Annotated in this window: 16 protein-coding genes; 6 read left to right on the top strand and 10 right to left on the bottom strand. The window is 66.8% G+C overall.

All coding sequences use genetic code 11. The annotated features are described in order from the left end of the window. Positions 1-32: 32 nt before the first annotated feature. Positions 33-2417 (top strand): DNA translocase FtsK, encoded by a 2385-nt coding sequence (locus tag FOC84_RS06850; protein ID WP_173143766.1) that lies wholly within the window; start codon positions 33-35, stop codon positions 2415-2417. Beyond that, positions 2417-3040, top strand: coding sequence for an outer membrane lipoprotein chaperone LolA (lolA, locus tag FOC84_RS06845; protein WP_173143765.1), 624 nt, complete (start codon positions 2417-2419; stop codon positions 3038-3040). Before FOC84_RS06850 ends, lolA begins: the two co-directional genes overlap by 1 nt. A gap of 106 nt (positions 3041-3146) precedes the next feature. Here the strand turns inward: lolA and FOC84_RS06840 are convergent, their stop codons facing one another. From FOC84_RS06840 to FOC84_RS06800, 9 genes are all read right to left on the bottom strand, one after another. Next, positions 3147-3584 (bottom strand): RidA family protein, encoded by a 438-nt coding sequence (locus FOC84_RS06840; protein WP_173143764.1) that lies wholly within the window; start codon positions 3582-3584, stop codon positions 3147-3149. Between the two features lie 41 nt (positions 3585-3625). Further along, entirely contained in the window at positions 3626-5080 is a 1455-nt protein-coding gene (locus FOC84_RS06835) for an N-acyl-D-amino-acid deacylase family protein (RefSeq protein ID WP_173143763.1), read from the bottom strand. Positions 5081-5093: 13 nt separating this feature from the next. Further along, positions 5094-5966, bottom strand: coding sequence for a MurR/RpiR family transcriptional regulator (locus FOC84_RS06830; RefSeq protein ID WP_088138733.1), 873 nt, complete (start codon positions 5964-5966; stop codon positions 5094-5096). Positions 5967-6002: 36 nt separating this feature from the next. Continuing rightward, entirely contained in the window at positions 6003-7004 is a 1002-nt protein-coding gene (locus FOC84_RS06825; RefSeq protein ID WP_173143762.1) for an ABC transporter ATP-binding protein, read from the bottom strand. Next, positions 7001-8008, bottom strand: coding sequence for an ABC transporter ATP-binding protein (locus FOC84_RS06820; RefSeq protein WP_173143761.1), 1008 nt, complete (start codon positions 8006-8008; stop codon positions 7001-7003). Before FOC84_RS06820 ends, FOC84_RS06825 begins: the two co-directional genes overlap by 4 nt. A 2-nt stretch (positions 8009-8010) precedes the next feature. Next, positions 8011-8886: an ABC transporter permease gene (locus FOC84_RS06815; protein WP_173143760.1), complete on the bottom strand. Its 876-nt coding sequence runs from the start codon at positions 8884-8886 to the stop codon at positions 8011-8013. A 1-nt stretch (position 8887) separates the two neighbouring features. After that, positions 8888-9829, bottom strand: a complete 942-nt coding sequence (locus tag FOC84_RS06810) for an ABC transporter permease (RefSeq protein WP_173143759.1) — start codon at positions 9827-9829, stop codon at positions 8888-8890. Between the two features lie 143 nt (positions 9830-9972). Then, positions 9973-11529: an ABC transporter substrate-binding protein gene (locus tag FOC84_RS06805; RefSeq protein WP_173143758.1), complete on the bottom strand. Its 1557-nt coding sequence runs from the start codon at positions 11527-11529 to the stop codon at positions 9973-9975. Positions 11530-11636: 107 nt separating this feature from the next. After that, complete coding sequence (locus FOC84_RS06800) at positions 11637-12908, bottom strand: amino acid deaminase (protein WP_173143757.1); 1272 nt, start codon at positions 12906-12908, stop codon at positions 11637-11639. A gap of 153 nt (positions 12909-13061) precedes the next feature. On the opposite strand from FOC84_RS06800, the gene FOC84_RS06795 reads away from it, so the two are divergent. The 4 genes from FOC84_RS06795 to FOC84_RS06780 all read left to right on the top strand — a co-directional run bounded on the left by FOC84_RS06795 (position 13062) and on the right by FOC84_RS06780 (position 17160). Further along, positions 13062-13853 (top strand): deaminated glutathione amidase, encoded by a 792-nt coding sequence (locus tag FOC84_RS06795; protein ID WP_173143756.1) that lies wholly within the window; start codon positions 13062-13064, stop codon positions 13851-13853. Between the two features lie 82 nt (positions 13854-13935). Next, positions 13936-15276: a replication-associated recombination protein A gene (locus tag FOC84_RS06790; RefSeq protein ID WP_173143755.1), complete on the top strand. Its 1341-nt coding sequence runs from the start codon at positions 13936-13938 to the stop codon at positions 15274-15276. A gap of 42 nt (positions 15277-15318) precedes the next feature. Next, positions 15319-16677 (top strand): serine--tRNA ligase, encoded by a 1359-nt coding sequence (serS, locus tag FOC84_RS06785; RefSeq protein ID WP_173143754.1) that lies wholly within the window; start codon positions 15319-15321, stop codon positions 16675-16677. Between the two features lie 234 nt (positions 16678-16911). Then, entirely contained in the window at positions 16912-17160 is a 249-nt protein-coding gene (locus FOC84_RS06780; RefSeq protein ID WP_088138742.1) for a hypothetical protein, read from the top strand. 259 nt (positions 17161-17419) lie between these two features. Here the strand turns inward: FOC84_RS06780 and FOC84_RS06775 are convergent, their stop codons facing one another. Next, positions 17420-17752, bottom strand: a complete 333-nt coding sequence (locus FOC84_RS06775; protein WP_173143753.1) for a virulence factor — start codon at positions 17750-17752, stop codon at positions 17420-17422. Positions 17753-17782: the final 30 nt, after the last annotated feature.

Below are 17782 nucleotides of genomic sequence, written 5' to 3'. Positions count from 1 at the left end.
CTTTAGGTTAACGCCCAATTATAATGAGCCGCATGCCGCGTATCTCGACTGCTTCTCCGCGCGCCTCGCGCAACACCCGTAACGGGCCTTCCCCCCTGCAGACGCGCCTTTCCGCGCTGCTGCGTGAAGCCCGTTGGATCCTCTTCGCCGCCCTGGCGGCCTGGCTGACGCTGGTGCTGGCCACCTGGAACGCCGCCGACCCGGGCTGGTCGCATTCCGTCCCCGCCGGCGCCATCCACAACAAGGGCGGGACCCTGGGCGCCTATCTGGCGGATATCCTGCTCTATCTGTTCGGTTTTTCCGCCTGGTGGTGGGTGATCCTGCTGCTGCACCGGGTGCGCGCGGGTTACCGCCGCCTGGCCAGCCATCTTCGCGTTACCAATAGTAAGCAGCCGGAAGTGTTGCCCCGCGTCCACTGGGAAGAGGGCATCGGTTTCTTCCTGTTGCTGGTCGGCTCGCTGGGCATGGAAGCGCTGCGCCTGGCCAGCCGCGGCACGCATTTGCCCGGCGCCTCGGAGAACACCAGCGGCGCCGGCGGCGTGATCGGCCAGACGCTGGCCGACCTGATCGGCCGCAGCATCGGCTTCACCGGCAGCACGCTGGCCTTCCTGGTCATGCTGGCCATCGGCCTGAGCCTGTTCTTCTCGTTCTCGTGGCTGGCCATCGCCGAACGCGTAGGCTCCTGGCTGGAAGGCCTGGTGCGCCGTGTGCGCGATTCCTATGCCGCCCGCGAAGACCGCAAGGTCGGCGAGGTCGCCAAGGCCGTGCGCACCGAACAGGTCGTGGCCAAGCAGGAAAAGCTGGTCCACGAGCAACCGGTGCGGATCGAACCCGCGATCACCGTGGTGCCCAAGTCCGAACGGGTCGAAAAGGAAAAGCAGCAATCGCTGTTCTTCGCGCCCTCGGGCGGCGCCGAAGGCGATCTGCCGGCGCTCAGCCTGCTGGATCCGCCCCTGGCCAACCAGGAAACGGTGTCGGCCGAAACCATTGAATTCACCTCGCGCCTGATCGAAAAGAAGCTGGCCGACTTCGGCGTGTCGGTCACCGTGGTGGCGGCGCAGGCCGGCCCGGTCATCACGCGCTACGAAATCGAGCCCGCCACGGGCGTGAAGGGCAGCCAGATCGTCAACCTGGCCAAGGACCTGGCGCGCGCGCTGAGCCTGGTCAGCATCCGGGTGGTGGAAACCATTCCGGGCAAGAACCTGATGGGCCTGGAACTGCCCAACCCGCGCCGCCAGATGGTGCGTCTGTCCGAGATCCTGGGTTCGCAGACCTATCACGCCAGCCATTCCGTCGTCACCATGGCGCTGGGCAAGGACATCGCCGGCAATCCAGTGGTGGCCGACCTGGCCAAGATGCCTCACCTGCTGGTGGCGGGCACGACCGGTTCGGGCAAGTCGGTAGGGATCAACGCCATGATCCTGTCGCTGCTGTACAAGGCGGACGCGTCCCACACCCGGCTGATCCTGATCGACCCGAAGATGCTCGAAATGAGCGTCTACGAAGGCATCCCGCACCTGCTGGCGCCGGTGGTCACCGACATGCGCCACGCCTCCAACGCGCTGAACTGGTGCGTGGGCGAAATGGAAAAGCGCTACCGCCTGATGAGCAAGATGGGCGTGCGCAACCTGGCGGGCTACAACACCAAGATCCGCGACGCGATCAAGCGCGAGGAACCCATCCCGAATCCGTTCTCGCTGACCCCGGACGCGCCGGAACCCCTGTCGCCGCTGCCCACCATCGTGGTGGTCATCGACGAGCTGGCCGACCTGATGATGGTGGTGGGCAAGAAGATCGAAGAGCTGATCGCCCGCCTGGCGCAGAAGGCGCGCGCCGCCGGCATCCACCTGATTCTGGCCACGCAGCGTCCCAGCGTGGACGTGATCACGGGCCTGATCAAGGCCAACATCCCGACGCGCATCGCGTTCCAGGTGTCGTCCAAGATCGACTCCCGCACCATTCTTGACCAGATGGGCGCCGAAACCCTGCTGGGCCAGGGCGACATGCTCTACATGCCGCCGGGCACCGGCTTGCCGGTGCGTGTGCACGGGGCGTTCTGCAGCGATGACGAAGTGCACCGCGTGGTGGAAAGCCTCAAGGCGCAGGGCGAACCGAATTACATCGAAGGCCTGCTGGAAGGCGGCCTGGACGGCGACGCGGGCGAAGGCGCCAGCAGCGTCACGGGCATCGGCGGCGACGCCGAATCGGATCCGATGTACGACCAGGCTTGCGAAGTGGTGCTCAAGCACCGCCGCGCGTCCATTTCGCTGGTGCAGCGCCACCTGCGCATTGGTTACAACCGTGCTGCCCGGTTACTGGAGCAGATGGAGCAATCGGGTATGGTGTCGGCGATGCAATCCAATGGCAACCGCGAGATCCTCGTTCCCGCAGCCGCCGCCGCCCGAGAGGAAGCTTGATGAAGATGTTCCGTTGCCTGGCCGCCGTCGCGGCCCTGAGCCTGGCGCCCGCCATGGCGTTCGCCGCCAGCGCGCAGGAGCAACTGCGCGCCTTCGTGGCCACGGTGACCTCGGCCACCGGCTCGTTCTCGCAGTACACGGTCAACAACCAGGGCCGCACGCAGCCCGCCCAGACTGGCGTGTTTTCGTTCCAGCGCCCCGGCAAGTTCAAGTGGGCAGTGCAGAAGCCCTATGAGCAACTGGTGATCTCGGACGGCCGCCAGGTATTCCAGTTCGATCCGGACCTGGCCCAGGTGACCGAACGCAAGGTCGATGCCGCCATCGGAACCTCGCCGGCGGCCATCCTGTTCGGCTCGGGTTCGCTGGAGCAGTCGTTCGATGTTTCGGCCTTGCCGGCCAAGGACGGGATCGACTGGCTGCGCGCCAAGCCGCGCACCGCCGATGCGGGCTTTTCGCGCGTTGACATCGGCATGAAGGACAACCTGCCGGTGCGCGTGGAGTTGCTGGATTCGTTCGGCCAGACCACCAGGGTGGACCTGTCTGGCATCGCCGCCAACCCGCAGCTGCCGGCCAAGGAATTTCAGTTCGTCGCGCCCAAGGGCGTGGATGTAGTGAAGATGTGATGAAAAAAGCCCGGCAACGCCGGGCTTTTTTTGGGGGGCAGCTCTGCATCGGGAGGCCTTTCCCCGCCGGGCCGCCCCAAGGGGAAAGCGCCCCCTCGGGGGGCAGCTAGCCCGCCTTAGCGGGCGCGGCGTGGGGGCGTTTATACGCGATGCAGTCGACCTCGACTTTTGCATCCACCACCAGCGACGACTGCACGCAGGCCCGGGCCGGCGGATTCTCGCCGAAGTATTCCTTGAACACCTTGTTGAACGACGCGAAGTCACGCGCGTCGTCCAGCCATACGCCGCAGCGCACGACGTGCTCGGGGCCGTAGCCGGCTTCCTTCAGGATGGCCAGCACCTGCTGGATGGCCTTGTGCGACTGGGTCACGATGCCGCCTTCGACGACTTCGCCGTTTTCCATCGGCACCTGGCCGGACACGTGCAGCCAGCCGTCGGCCGCGACCGCGCGCGAGAAGGGCATGTGCGAGCCGCCCTGGCCGGTGCCGCCGGCGACGCCGTAGCGGGTGATGCCGTTGTTGTCGGCGGTGGGGGCAGTGCTCATGGTTCTCTCCTTGAAATGAGGGTCTGTCTGGCGTCGGGCGCCTATTGGAAGTTCTTGCGCAGGTCGCCGCTGCGCGGCAGCCAGCGGCCGGCGCGGTCGCCGGTGGCCTCGCCCTGGCGGTAGGACAGGGCGCCATTGACCCAGACCGCCTCGATGCCGGCCGCGGTCTGCACCGGCTCGGCGAAGGTGGCGCGGTCGATGACCGTGGCGGGGTCGAACAGCACCAGGTCCGCGTGGTAGCCCTCGCGCACCAGGCCGCGCTCGGCCAGGCCGAAGCGGGCGGCGGACAGGCCCGTCATCTTGTGCACGGCCTCGGCCAGCGGGAACAGCCCCACGTCGCGGCTGTAGTGCCCCAGCACGCGCGGGAACGCGCCCCAGAGCCGCGGGTGCGGCATGGGATCGTTGGGCAGGCCGTCGGAGCCCACCATGGTGAGCCGGTGCGACAGCACGCGGCGCACGTCGTCTTCGTGCATGTTGTGGTAGACGGCGCCGGCCGGCTGCAGGCGCGCGGCCGTTTCCAGCAAGCTCAGGCCCCAGTCGGCGGCGATGTCGGCCAGCTTGCGGCGGGCCTGCTCCGGATGCGGCACGGACCAGGTGATGTCGATGTCGAATTCGTCCGTGACCTGCTTCAGGTCCAGCGTCGACGAGCTGGCCGAATAGGGATAGCAGTCGCAGCCCACGTGCTGCAGGCGGCCGGCGGTTTCCAGCGTGGCCAGGACTTCCTTCGTGCGGCCCCAGTTGCCGGCGCCGGCGCACTTCAGGTGCGACACCACCACCGGCACGCGGGCGTGCCGGGCGATGTCGAAGGCTTCCTGCATGGCGTCCAGGATGGCGGCGAATTCCGAGCGCAGATGGGTGGTGTAGAGCGCGCCGAACTCGTCCAGGGCCTCGGCCAACAGCTTGACCTCTTCGGTGTCGGCGTCGAAGGCGGAGGCATAGGCCAGCCCGGTGCTCAGGCCGACGGCGCCATGGGCCAGCGCGTCGCGCAGCTGCTCGCGCATCGCCAGGACCTCGTCGCGCGTGGCGGCGCGGTCCAGCCGGTCCATGTGGTTGCTGCGCAAGGCGGTATGGCCGACCAGCGCGGCCACGTTCACGGCAGGCCGCGCGGCCTCGATGGCGCGGGTGTAGTCGGCGAAGGTGGGATAGCTGAAGTCGGCGCGGGCGCCCAGCAGGTTCATCGGGTCCGGCGGTTCGCCGCGCAGGGCCACGGGCGAGGCGCTGATGCCGCAATTGCCCACCACCACGGTAGTCACGCCTTGGGACAGCTTGGGCAGCATGTCCGGCGTGCGGATGACATTGGTGTCGTCATGGGTGTGCACGTCGATGAAACCGGGGGCCAGCGCCAGGCGGGTGCCATCGATGATCTGGCGCGCCGCCGCGCCGGGCAGGTCGCCGATGGCGGCGATGCGGCCGTCGGCCAGCGCCACGCTGGCGCGGTAGGCGGGTTCGCCGGTGCCGTCCAGGACCAGCACATTGCCTATGAGGGTGTCGTACATCTTGTGTTCCAGTTCAATCGCCCAGCGGCAGGCGGTTCGGGCCGCCGCGGTGTTCGTCCAGCGCCAGCTTGATGCGGCGCAGGCGCTCCCGGTTTTCTTCCTGGTTCAACATGGCCAGTTCGGTCGAGAGCAGGTCTATGGCCAGCATCATTGCGTAGCGCGATGCCGATGGCTTGTAGATGAAGTCGGTTTCGTCGGTGCGGATGGGCAGCACCACGTCGGCCAGTTCGGCCAGGGCGGAGGTCGCGTCGGTGATGGCGACGATGCGCGCCTGGTATTGCTTGACGATGCGGGCCGCGCCCACGATTTCAGGCGTGAGGCCCGAGGCCGACAGGATCAGCACCGCATCGCGCTCGTCCAGCGTGGCCGCGACCATGCGCAGCAGCACCGCGTCGCTGTAAACGGCGATGGGATAGCCCAGGCGCACCAGGCGCGACTGCACTTCCTGTGCCAGCACGGCGGACGCTCCGCCCATGCCGAACACGTAGATCATGCGCGCGCCGTCGACGATGCCGGCGGCGGCTTCGAACAGCTGCTCGGTGAAGTTGGGCAGATGCGCGCGCAGCGTGCTTTCGATGTCGGCGTAGATGCGGGCGTAGAAGGTGCTTTCCTCGGGCGGCGCGCTGGGGTCCAGGAAGCGGCTGCCCACGGTGCTGGCCTGGGCCAGCTTCAGCTTCAGATCGCGGGTGTCGTCGCAGCCGACCGTGCGCGCGAAGCGCGAGATGGTGGCGATGCTGACGCCGGCCTTGGCCGCCAACTGGTCGACGGTGGCGCTGGCGCCCCAGATGATGTCGTCCAGGATGGCGTCGGCGACCTTGCGCTCGGTCACGCTCAGCGAGTCCCGCCGACTGCGTATCTGGAAGACGATGTCGCGGATGATGTTCATGTGGGCTTCCTGGGTCTGGTCTGGACAGGGCGGCGTTCAGGCCGCCAGCTCGGCGTCGCCGATGCGCGAACACGCCACATAGTGGCCGGGGCCGACGTTGGCGGCCTGCGCCTCGGTGGTCGCGCAGCTGTCGATGGCGTACGGGCAGCGGGTGCGGAACACGCAGCCGGAGGGCGGATTGACCGGGCTGGGGATATCGCCCTTCAACAGGATACGCGAGCGCGGCGCGCGCGGGTCCGGCACCGGCGCGGCGGACAGCAGCGCGCGGGTATAGGGATGGCGGGGGCGCGCGTAGACCTCGCTGGTCGGGCCGCGTTCCATGACGCGGCCCAGGTACATCACCACGACCTCGTCGCACAGGTAGTCCACCACCGCGAGGTCGTGGGCCACGAACAGCATGGTCAGGCCCAGGTCGCGCTGCAGGTCCTGCAGCAGGTTCAGCACCTGCGCCTGCACCGATACGTCCAACGCGGACACCGGCTCGTCGGCCACGATGAAGTCGGGTTCGACCGCCAGCGCGCGGGCGATGCCGATGCGCTGGCGCTGGCCGCCGGAGAACTCGTGCGGATAGCGGCGGCTGTGCTCGGCGTTCAGGCCCACGCGTTCCAGCAGTTCGCCGATGCGGGCCATGCGGCGGTTCTGGGCCAGCCGGTGGGTATCCAGGGCCTCGCCCAGGATTTCGGCCACCGTCATGCGGGGGTTGAGGCTGGCGTAGGGATCCTGGAACACGATCTGCATGCGGCGGCGCCAGGGCAGCATCTGCTTTTCGGACAGCTTGGTGATGTCCTGGCCGTCGAACAGGATGCGGCCGGCGGTGGGCGCGAACAGGCGCAGCAGCGCGCGGCCGGTGGTGGTCTTGCCGGAGCCGGATTCTCCGACCAGGCCGACGATGGTGTTGCGCGGCACGTCGAAGCTGACGCCGTCCACGGCCTTCACGACCGGCGCGTGGCGCGCCTGCGAGGTGGGGAAGTGGACTTTCAGGTCCTGGATCCGCACCAGCGGCTCTTCGGCGCGGATGGGAATGGGGCTACTCGTCATATCGGATTCACCTTGATGCAGCGCGCGCGGTGGTCGGTCTGCACCGGCAGGAGTTCGGGCACGGCGGCGCGGCAGTCGTCGGCGGCCAACGGGCAGCGCGGCGCGAAGGTACAGCCGGCCGGCAGCGACAGCACGCTGGGCACGTTGCCGGGAATCGCGCGCAGCCGTTCGCCCGAGGCCAGCAGGGCGGCGGTGGGGATGCAGGACAGCAGGCCGCGGGTGTAGGGGTGCGTGGGCTTCTCGAACAGGTCGTAGACGCCGGCGTCCTCGACCACGCGGCCGGCGTACATGACCGCCACGCGGTGCGCGATCTCGGCCACCACGCCCAGGTTGTGCGTGATGAACAGGATGCTCATGTTCATCTCGGCCTGCAGCCGGCGCAGCAGGTCCAGGATCTGCGCCTGCACGGTCACGTCCAGCGCGGTGGTGGGCTCGTCGGCAATCAGCACGGCGGGGTTGCAGGCCAGGGCCAGCGCGATCATCACGCGCTGGCGCATGCCGCCCGACATCTGGTGCGGGTATTCGTTGACGCGCCGGTCGGCCGCCGGGATCTCCACGCGTTCCAGCATCTCGCGGGCGCGCCGCAAGGCCGACTCGTAGGATCCGCCTTCGTGCTGCTGCACGGCCTCGGCGATCTGGTCGCCCACCGTGTACAGCGGGTTCAGGCTGGTCATGGGCTCCTGGAAGATCATGGCGATTTCGGCGCCGCGGATCTTGCGCAGGGTGGCGGGCGTGGCCTGGGCCAGATCGTGCTGCGCGCCCTGGCGGTCGCGGAACAGGATCTTGCCGGCCTCGATGCGGCCCGCCGGCTTGGGCAGCAGGCCCATGATGGACAGGCTGGTCACGGATTTGCCGGAGCCGGACTCGCCGACGATGGCCAGCGTTTCGCCGCGGGCCAGGTCGAAGGTCACGCCGTCCACGGACTTGGCGATGCCGTCGCGGCTGTGGAACCAGGTCTTGAGCCCTTCCACGGAAAGCACGACGTCTCGGGTGCTTGCGGTCATGATTACAGCTCCTTGCGCAGGCGCGGGTCGAGGACGTCGCGCAGGCCGTCGCCGACCAGTTGCAGCGACAGCACGGACAACACGATGGCGATGCCGGGGAAGATCATGATCCAGTCGGCCGAGCCCATGTATTGCTGGCCGGCGTTGATCATGGTGCCCCAGGTGGGGATGTCGGGCGACACGCCCACGCCCAGGAACGACAGGCCGGCTTCGGCCAGGATCGCGTAGGCGAAGATGAACGTGCCTTGCACCAGGATGGGCGACACCAGGTTGCGCAGCACGTGCACGGTGACGATGCGCCAGGTGGGCACGCCCAGCGCCCGCGCCGCTTCGACGAATGGCAGTTCGCGGATCACCAGGGTCGAGGCGCGCACGATGCGCGCCAGGCGCGGCGTGTAGACGATGCCCAGCGCGATCACCACGTTGACCAGCGAGGGGCCCAGCGCGGCCACCAGCGAGATCGCCAACAGAATGTCGGGGAAGGCCATCATGGCGTCGATCAGGCGCGACACGAACTTGTCCGCCGTGCGGAAGAAGCCCGCGATCAGGCCCAGTGCGATGCCCAGGATGCTGGACACGATCACGACGGAAAAGCCCACCATCAGCGACAGGCGGCCGCCGTGGATGACGCGGCTGAACACGTCGCGGCCGAAGTCGTCGGTGCCGAACCAGTGCGCGGCGCCTGGCGCCTTCAGCCGGTTCATGATGGACAGTTTGAACGGATCGTAGGGGCTGATCCAGGGCGCCAGCAGCGCGGCCAGGACCAGCACGACGATCACGATCAGGCTGATCAGCACGGTCTTGCGCGAGACCAGCAGGCGCAGCACCTGCCAGCGGTCGGCGCCGGCGGCGGAATTTGCGGAAGTTGCGATAGCCATATCAGTAGCGCACTCGTGGGTCGACCAGCAGGTACAGCAGATCGATGATGAGATTGATCAGGACGTAAATGGCCGCGATGATCAGCAGTGCGCCCTGGATGACGGGGTAGTCGCGGCGCAGCACCGCCGACACCACCAGGCTGCCGACGCCGGGCAGGCCGAACACGGTTTCGGTCACGACCGCGCCGCTGATCAACAGCGCAGTGGTGAGGCCCAGCACCGTCAGGATCGGGATCAGCGCATTGCGTACGGCGTGCTTCAGGATTACCTTGCTTTCGGGCAGGCCCTTGGCGCGCGCGGTGCGCACGTAGTCGTCGCGCAGTACGTCCAGCATGCTGGCGCGGATGAAGCGGGTGATCAGCGCCGAGTTCACCAGGCCCAGCACCACGGCCGGCAGGATCAGGTGCGACAGCCGGGTCATGAGCGAGGCGTCGGGCCCGCCGTAGCCGGCCACGGGCAGCCATCCCAGCTTGACCGAGAACACCTGCATCAGCAGCAGACCCAGCCAGAAGCTGGGCACGCTGGAGGTGAACATCGAGAACGACAGTACCGACTGGTCCAGCGTGGTGCCGCGCTTGACCGCGGACAGTATCCCCACCGGCAGGGCGATGGCGCTGGCGATCAGCAGAGCCATGAGCGTCAGCAGGATGGTGGGTTCGGCGCGGTCGGCCAGCGCCGACAGCACCGGCTTGTTCATGAAGATGGATTGGCCCAGGTCGCCTTGGGCCAGCTTGCCCAGCCACGACAGGTATTGAACGGCCATCGGCTGGTCCAGTCCGAGCTGGGTGCGCAGCGCGGCGATGTCCTGCTGGCTGGCCTGCGGACCCAGCATCACGGCGGCGGGGTCGCCCGGCGTGACGCGGATGATCACGAACACGATGGTCGCGACGATGAACATCACAACCACCAGCCCGACCAGCCGGTTTAAGAGATAACGCAACACGATGGATGTCCTAAAAAAGCGTCGTATCGTGGGGAGAGGGTGGCGCGCTTGTGGGGATGGCGCGCTCCATGCGGGGCATGCGTGATGGGCTGCGCGCGGCAGGCAGGCTCATTAATGCCTTGTCCCTGCCGCGCGGATCCCGCTTACTTGGACTTCCAGGCGTTCCAGAAGTAGGGCCACGGCACGGCCTTGGTGCCTTGCAGCGACGGCGAGCGGGCCGCCTGGGCGTTGAAGTCACCGACCTTGATGAAGGGCACTTCGTCGTACACGGCCTGCTGCACGTCAGCCCAGCGCTTGATGCGTTCTTCCTGGTTGCCGGCCTGGTTGAAGGCGTCCAGCGCCTGGTTGCGGCGCGGCGTGTCCCACCAGCCCGGCGCGTCCTTGGACGGGAAGTCGATCAGGGCGGGCTCGGGCAGGAAGGGGCTGTGCGTGATGAAAATATCCCATACGGCCGGATCCTGGCGGCGCTGCGTCAGCGTGGCCCAGTCCACCACCTGCATGTCCACGGTGAAGCCGGCGGCCTTCAGGTATTCGGCGGCCACCAGGGCCATCTTGTAGTGGAACTCGTACTGCTGGCTGGTCAGGATGCGGACCTTGCGGTCCTGCACGTTGGCGCCGTCCACCAGTTTCTTCGCCGCTGCGGCGTCGGCCTTGTTGTAGACCTTGCCGCCCAGCGACGTGGCCCAGGGGTAGCCCTCGGGATACAGGTCGCCGTTGAGCTTGTAGAAGTTCTTGTCGCCGAAGGCGGCGTACAGCATGTCTTCTTCGTTGAGCGCCAACTGCACGGCCTGGCGGACCGCCTGGTTCGACATGATGCCTTGCTTGGTGTTGAGCACCAGGCGCGGCCAGCCGAAGGGCTTGAGCATGACAGGATCGGAGCGGCCGTTCTTGAGCTTGGGCAGCGACTCCACCGGCAGCGAGTCGACGTAGTCGAACTGTCCAGCGACCGCGCTTTCGACGCGGGTGTTGGCATTGCTGACCGGCACGAAGCGGATCTCGTCCAGGTACTGCTTGCGTGCGCCGCCAAAGCCGTCGGGCTCGCCTTCGCGCTGCTTGTAGCCTTCGAAGCGCACCAGCTGGATGTACTGGTCGGGCACGCGCGCCTTCAATTGGTACGGGCCGGTGCCGACGAATTCGGTCAGGGCCGGCGCGATCTTGCCCTTGGGCATGACGACGGCGGCGCTGTTGTTCATGGCCAGCAGCGCCGTCAGCGGCGCATAGGGCTGCTTGAGCGTGATGCGGATGGTGTTGGCGTCCGGCGCTTCGATGCCGGTGATGATCTTGGCGGCCATCTTGCCGCGCGTGGCGGTCTCGGTCCAGCGCTTGAGCGAAGCCAGCACGTCGGACGAATCCATCTTGGAGCCGTCATGGAAGGTGATGCCCTGGCGCAGCGGGATCGTGTAGGTCAGTCCGTCGGCCGAGACTTCCGGCAGCTTGTCGGCCAGCAGCGGGGTCAGGTTCCACTTGCCGTCGAAGGTGTACAGCGTTTCGAAGAAGTGCTGGGTCAGGATGCCCACCAGGTCGGCCGTGCTGGTCATCGGATCCAGCGTGGGCGGCTCGCCTATGGTGGCGACCGAGATCGTGCCTCCCTTGATCGGCGTGGCACAGAGGGCGGGGGTCGACAATGCGGTCAAGCCAATTGCGCCGGCCAGCAGCAGGCTATTGAGCCCACCGCCTCGACGGGAGGTACGGAAGTTCATGATTCTCTCTCCAGAGGGTCAAAAACGGGTTTTGCTTGTAGTTAGATGAGTGCGCCGGGGTTCCGCGATGCTTCCTGCCCCCGTTCCGGCGCGGCGGGCAGGGACGTTCAGAAGAAGGTTTCGGCCACGTCGGTGACGCGGTATTGCTCGTCCACCAGCAGCACCTGGCGCCACTTGTCGAAGGTCAGGCAGGGGTGGGAGATGTCGAAGGCGATCATGTCGCCGACCTGGATGTCGTCGCCTGCGCCGATCTGCATGAAGGCGTGCTGGTCCATCATCGCGCTCAGCTTCCAGTGCGCGGGAGCCTGGCCGGGCGCGGTGTCGCGCCCTGGGCGGTACAGCGCGGCGGGCGTGGGCAGGCCAGCGTCGAAGGCAGCGTCGCGCTTGCCCATGGCGATGATGGCGCGGCCCGCTTCGGGCAGCGACTGCACATAGGCCCAGACCTGCAGGGCGGGCTGCAGGCCGGGTTCCATCTTTTGGGCGACGGGGTTGTGGGCGTTGATGCGCTCGGCGGCCGAGCGGTAGATGCCGACGTCGTGCGACAGGTAGCAGCCGGGGCGCAGCACGATTTCCAGCGGCGCGCCGATGTCCAGCTGCGAGAACTCCTCGGCCACCACGTCGAACCAGGCGGAGCCGGCGCCAGAGATCAGCGCCGGGCCATTCTTGCGCAGGCGGCCGGCGGCGGCCAGGCCGCGCAGGGCGTCGGCCGCGCGGCGCAGGAAGGCGCGGATGGCGTCTTCTTCCTGCAGCACGCCCTCGTAGACTTCGATGCCGGCCAGGGCCAGGCCGGGCCATTTGCCGATCTCGTCGACCAGGGCCTGCAATTGAGCGTCGTCGCGCACGCCTGTGCGGCCGCCTTGCGGACCCAGCTCGATCAGCACCGGCAGGGTCAGGCCCTGTTCGCCGAAGTAGGCGCCCAGTTGCGCCGCGTTGGCGGGAGAGTCCACGATGCAGAAAAAGGTGAAGGCCGGGTCGCGCAGCAGGCGCGCGATGATGGCCATGTTGGCGCGGCCCACCAGCTGGTTGGCCATCAGTATCCGGCGCACGCCGTGTTGGTAGGCCGCCTGGACCTGCGGCGCGGTCGCCAGCGTGATGCCCCAGGCGCCGCCTGCGATCTGGCGCTGGAACAGCGCCGGGCTCATGGTGGTCTTGCCGTGCGGCGCCAGCTTGACCTTGTACGCTTCCATGAAGCGCTGCATCCATTGCAGGTTGTGGCGCACGCGGGCTTCGTACAGCACCGCCACGGGCAGGCTCACGTCCTCATCGAGCAGGTTCCAGTTCAGCGCGGCCACGCCGGCGGTGGTACAGGACGCCGGAAAGGCGCCCAGGCCTTTGCCGTTCACGTCCAAGGGGGCAGCGGGGAAGGAGGAATTCGTCATGGGGGCGCCTGCTATGGAAAATATTTACGTCAAATCTGATTTTTTTCATTATCGTGAAAAGAATTTACAAGCGGGAGTTAGGAGTTTCCCGTAGTCGGCGCTGGCCGGCGGTTGGCGCGACAATAGGAAAAACCTCCGACACAAGGAAGCGTCATGCTGAAAGTTGCTTTGGGCCAGTTCGCCGTCAGCCGCGTCTGGGAAGAAAACGCCCAGGTCTGCATAGACCTGATGGAACGCGCCCGCGCCGGCGGCGCCGGCCTGCTGGTCTTGCCTGAAGGCATCCTGGCCCGCGACATCACCGATCCGCAGATCGTCCTGAAAGCCGCCCAGCCCCTGGACGGCCCCTTCATGAGCCGCCTGCTGGAAGCCAGCCGCGGCTCGCAACTGGCGACGATGATGTGCGTGCACGTGCCTACCGGGGAAGGGCGGGTCTGGAACACGCTGGTGACGCTGCGCGACGGCCAGATCCTGTCGCAATACCGCAAGCTGCACCTGTACGACGCCTTCAACATGAAGGAATCCACCAACGTCACCCCCGGCGTCGACATTCCGCCCCTGCTGGACATCGGCGGCCTGCGCGTCGGCCTGATGACCTGTTACGACGTACGCTTCCCCGAACTGGCGCGGCGTCTGGCGCTGGATGGCGCGGACCTGCTGGTACTGCCGGCAGCCTGGGTCCGCGGTCCGTTGAAGGAAATGCACTGGGAAGTGCTGGTCACGGCGCGTGCGCTGGAAAACACCTGCTACGTGGCAGCGGCGGGCGAATGCGGCGAACGCAACATCGGCTGCAGCATGGTGGTGGATCCGCTGGGCGTGGTGACGGCGCGCGCGGGCGAGGCCCCGGCGCTGGTGTTCGCCGATATCGACCCCGAACGCCTGGCCCATGCCCGCAAGGTGCTGCCGGTACTCGCGAACCGGCGCTTCGGGCCGCCGGGTCTGGCCTAGCGGTGCGCCGGGCGGGGGAAGGCTTGTGGCCATGGTGTAATGCTGACTTGAATTACTTGCTGTCTTCCCTCATCTCCTGCCAATGAGCAACGATCTCTTCGCGGCCGATCCTGCGCATCGGCCATACGTGCCCCTGGCCGAGCGGCTGCGCCCGCGCACCCTGTCCGACGTGGTCGGCCAGTCGCATCTGCTGGGGCCGGACAAGCCCTTGCGCGTCGCGTTTGAATCGGGCCGTCCGCACTCCATGATCTTCTGGGGGCCGCCCGGCGTGGGCAAGACCACGCTGGCGCGCCTGATGGCCGATGGCTTCGACGCGCAGTTCATCGCCATCTCGGCGGTGCTGGGCGGGGTCAAGGACATCCGCGACGCGGTCACCGTGGCCCAGATTGCGCAAGGCCAGGGACGCCGCACCATCCTTTTCGTCGACGAGGTGCACCGCTTCAACAAGGCGCAGCAGGACGCGTTCCTGCCCTATGTGGAAAGCGGGCTGTTCACCTTCATCGGCGCCACCACCGAGAATCCCTCGTTCGAGGTCAATTCGGCGCTGTTGTCGCGGGCGCGGGTGTATGTGCTGCAATCGCTCACGGCCGAGGAACTCCAGCAGTTGGTCGATCGCGCCGTGCAGGCCCTGAACGACGGACTGGACGAAGGCGAGCGCATCCATGTCGATGCAGACGCGCGTGAACAGCTGGCGGCCTGGGCCGACGGCGATGCGCGCCGCCTGATCAGCGCGGTCGAGGTGGTGGCCGAATCGGCGCAGGCCGCTGGCCGGGACACGGTGGACGCGGCTTGGCTGGAGATCTCGCTGTCGCAGAACCTGCGCCGCTTCGACAAGGGCGGCGACGCGTTCTACGACCAGATCAGCGCGCTACACAAGTCGGTGCGCGGCTCCAACCCCGACGCCGCACTGTACTGGTTCTGCCGCATGGTCGACGGCGGCGCCGATCCCAAGTACCTGTCGCGCCGCCTGGTGCGCATGGCCGTGGAGGACATCGGCCTGGCCGATCCCCGCGCCACGGACCTGGCCGTGAACGGCGCCGACATCTACGAGCGCCTGGGCTCGCCGGAAGGCGAGCTGGCGCTGGCGCAGGCCGTGGTCTACATGGCCTGCGCGGCCAAGTCCAATGCCGTCTACAACGCCTACAACCAGGCGCGCAAGTTCGCGGCCGAGCACGGCAGCGCGCCGGTGCCGATCCACCTGCGCAACGCACCGACCAAACTGATGAAACAGCTGGGCCACGGCCAGGCCTACCGCTACGCGCATGACGAGCCCCATGGCTACGCCGCCGCCGAGCAATATTTCCCCGATGGACTCAATCCCTCCTTCTATCGGCCGACCGATCGCGGCCTGGAGGCTAAAATCCAGCAAAAGCTGGCATTCCTGCGCGAGCTGGACGCCCAGGAACGTGCCAAGAAACGGTAACGGGCTGCGCCCGTTGCTTCACGCAACCTCACTGACATCACCATGCTAGACCCGATACTGCTGCGCAAAGACCTGCAAACCGTCGTCGACCGCCTCAAGAGCCGTGGCGTGTCCTTCGACACGGAACGGTTCAATGAGCTGGAATCCCGCCGCAAGGCCGTCCAGACCGAAACCGAGTCCCTGCAAGCCCGCCGCAACGCGCTGGCCAAGCAGATCGGCCAGCTCAAGGCCAAGGGCGAGGACGCCAGCGCCGTCATGGCCGAATCCCAGGCCGTGCCCGTGCGCCTGAAGCAGCTGGAAGAAGAGCTGGCCGCCTTGCAGCAGCCGCTCAACGAATTGCTGATGTCGGTGCCCAACCTGCCGCACGCCAGCGTGCCGCTGGGCGAATCCGCCGACGACAACGTCGAAGTGCGCCGTTGGCTGCCCGGGTCGGCTGGCGCCGACGGCAATCCGCCGGCCCTGGCGTTCGAGGCCCGCGACCACGTTGCCATCGGCGAACCGCTGGGACTGGACTTCGACATGGCCGCCAAACTGTCCGGCGCCCGCTTCTCGTTCATGCGCGGCCCGATCGCGCGCTTGCACCGCGCGCTGTCGCAGTTCATGCTGGATCTGCAGACCGGCACGCACGGCTATACCGAGTGCTACACCCCCTACATCGTCAACGCCTCGACGCTGTACGGCACGGGTCAGCTGCCCAAGTTCAAGGACGATATGTTCGCCGTGTCCAAGGGCGGCGGCGACGACGATCCCAAGGTCGACGACCAGGGCAAGCCGTACGTGCGTGAAGACCAGTACCTGATCTCCACCTCGGAAATCACCCTGACCAGCGTGGCGCGCGATACCATCCAGGCCGCCGCCGACTTGCCGCTCAAGCTCACCGCGCATACCCCGTGCTTCCGTTCGGAAGCCGGCAGCGGCGGCCGAGACACCCGCGGCATGATCCGCCAACACCAGTTCGACAAGGTCGAAATGGTCCAGATCACGCAGCCCGAACAGTCCTACGAGGCGCTGGAGGACATGGTCGGCCACGCCGAGCGCGTGTTGCAGCTGCTGGGCCTGCCGTACCGCGTGGTGCTGCTGTGCACGGGCGACATGGGCTTCGGTTCCACCAAGACCTATGACCTGGAAGTGTGGCTGCCGGCGCAGAACACCTGGCGCGAGATCTCGTCGGTGTCGAACTGCGAAACCTTCCAGGCCCGCCGCATGCAGGCGCGTTTCCGCAATGCCCAGGGCAAGCCGGAATACGTGCACACGCTCAACGGTTCCGGTTTGGCCGTGGGCCGCGCACTGGTCGCCGTGCTGGAAAATCACCAGCAAGCCGACGGCAGCGTGCTGATTCCGCAAGCGCTGCAGCCTTATATGGGCGGCCTGACGGTGCTGAATCCGGCGTCGAAAGCCTGACGTTTTCCAGCTGTCCATCCGTCATTTGGCGGAATAGAAGACGGAGCCTCCGGGCTCCGTTTTTTTTTATTATCTGTACATATTCCTGTCGCCTCGGGCCATTAACCTGCCGGCAAGAGAGTGTTTGATTATGATGTGAGCAATTGTGTATTCCAATAAAAGGGCCGGATAGTTACGGCACAATATGCCCCGTGTGCTACACGCTTCATTCACTTAAATAACAAGGAGTTGCCCATGACTTCAAGAATGATTGGAGATTTTCGTGTGAGATGCTCCGTGGCTCAGGAAGACGAGCAGGGTTACCGCGTGCAGATATGGACCCGCCGGGTCGGCGGCACTGCGCCGGAAAAATGCTGGACCGTGCCTGGGCAGGCGCCGTTTTCGAGCCTGGACGAAGCCGAGCAGGAAAGCCGGCAGCTGTTCCAGGGCATTAACGGTGTGCGTTTCAACGGTGAACCGGAGTTTGCTCATGCGTCCGCATAATGGTTGGTGGCGGTCGTCGAGCGAGCCTCGCCGTTGGATCGATCTCGTTCAGGAAACGCCGCGGTGGACGGATGGCAAGGCCAGCAAAACCCCGCAGCAACCGGCCGTGCTGGCCGGCAAACCCGTGCAGGCCCCGGCGGCCTGAGATGCTTTCCGCGCGGCACCGGACATTGCCCCGCAGAAAAAAAAGGCCACTCGCAAGAGTGGCCTTTGTCATTTCCCAGGTCAGCGGGCCTGCGCTTGAAGCGCGGCCTGCCGCTCAATCATCGCGGTCGTGTCCGCGGCCGCGGCCACGGTGATGATCATGCCCGCGTCCGCGGCCATAGTAGTAACCACGGTCATAGTAGCGGCCGCCGCCGCGGTAATAGACCGGCGCCGGGTAGACCACCGGAGGCGCGACATACACCGGGGCGGGGCGGTAATAGACGGGTGGCGGAGGCGCCACGTACACCGGCTGCGGCGCGACGTAGACCGGCGCGGGATACACAACGCCGGGTATGCCAATTGAGATACCGACGTCCACCCGAGCCAGGGCGACGCTGGAGATCAGCAGACCAGCGGCACCAGCACCAGCGATAAGCCATTTTTTCATGTTGCACCTGCCCGCCGCATGACGCAGCAA

The sequence above is a fragment of the Achromobacter pestifer genome, assembly GCF_013267355.1.
In the GTDB taxonomy this organism is placed as follows: Bacteria; Pseudomonadota; Gammaproteobacteria; order Burkholderiales; family Burkholderiaceae_B; genus Achromobacter; species Achromobacter pestifer_A.
The sequence above is the reverse complement of the archived record's forward strand: the minus strand, read 5'-3'. Positions and strand labels throughout refer to the sequence as shown.

Bases quoted from the DNA above. Each gene is read 5' to 3' on its own strand.
- FOC84_RS06835 (WP_173143763.1), bottom strand. From the start codon at position 5,080: ATGTACGACACCCTCATAGGCAATGTGCTGGTCCTGGACGGCACCGGC.
- FOC84_RS06830 (WP_088138733.1), bottom strand. From the start codon at position 5,966: ATGAACATCATCCGCGACATCGTCTTCCAGATACGCAGTCGGCGGGAC.
- FOC84_RS06775 (WP_173143753.1), bottom strand. From the start codon at position 17,752: ATGAAAAAATGGCTTATCGCTGGTGCTGGTGCCGCTGGTCTGCTGATC.
- FOC84_RS06825 (WP_173143762.1), bottom strand. From the start codon at position 7,004: ATGACGAGTAGCCCCATTCCCATCCGCGCCGAAGAGCCGCTGGTGCGG.
- FOC84_RS06795 (WP_173143756.1), top strand. From the start codon at position 13,062: ATGCTGAAAGTTGCTTTGGGCCAGTTCGCCGTCAGCCGCGTCTGGGAA.
- FOC84_RS06820 (WP_173143761.1), bottom strand. From the start codon at position 8,008: ATGACCGCAAGCACCCGAGACGTCGTGCTTTCCGTGGAAGGGCTCAAG.
- FOC84_RS06840 (WP_173143764.1), bottom strand. From the start codon at position 3,584: ATGAGCACTGCCCCCACCGCCGACAACAACGGCATCACCCGCTACGGC.
- FOC84_RS06780 (WP_088138742.1), top strand. From the start codon at position 16,912: ATGACTTCAAGAATGATTGGAGATTTTCGTGTGAGATGCTCCGTGGCT.
- FOC84_RS06790 (WP_173143755.1), top strand. From the start codon at position 13,936: ATGAGCAACGATCTCTTCGCGGCCGATCCTGCGCATCGGCCATACGTG.
- FOC84_RS06815 (WP_173143760.1), bottom strand. From the start codon at position 8,886: ATGGCTATCGCAACTTCCGCAAATTCCGCCGCCGGCGCCGACCGCTGG.
- FOC84_RS06800 (WP_173143757.1), bottom strand. From the start codon at position 12,908: ATGACGAATTCCTCCTTCCCCGCTGCCCCCTTGGACGTGAACGGCAAA.
- lolA (WP_173143765.1), top strand. From the start codon at position 2,417: ATGAAGATGTTCCGTTGCCTGGCCGCCGTCGCGGCCCTGAGCCTGGCG.
- FOC84_RS06850 (WP_173143766.1), top strand. From the start codon at position 33: ATGCCGCGTATCTCGACTGCTTCTCCGCGCGCCTCGCGCAACACCCGT.
- serS (WP_173143754.1), top strand. From the start codon at position 15,319: ATGCTAGACCCGATACTGCTGCGCAAAGACCTGCAAACCGTCGTCGAC.
- FOC84_RS06805 (WP_173143758.1), bottom strand. From the start codon at position 11,529: ATGAACTTCCGTACCTCCCGTCGAGGCGGTGGGCTCAATAGCCTGCTG.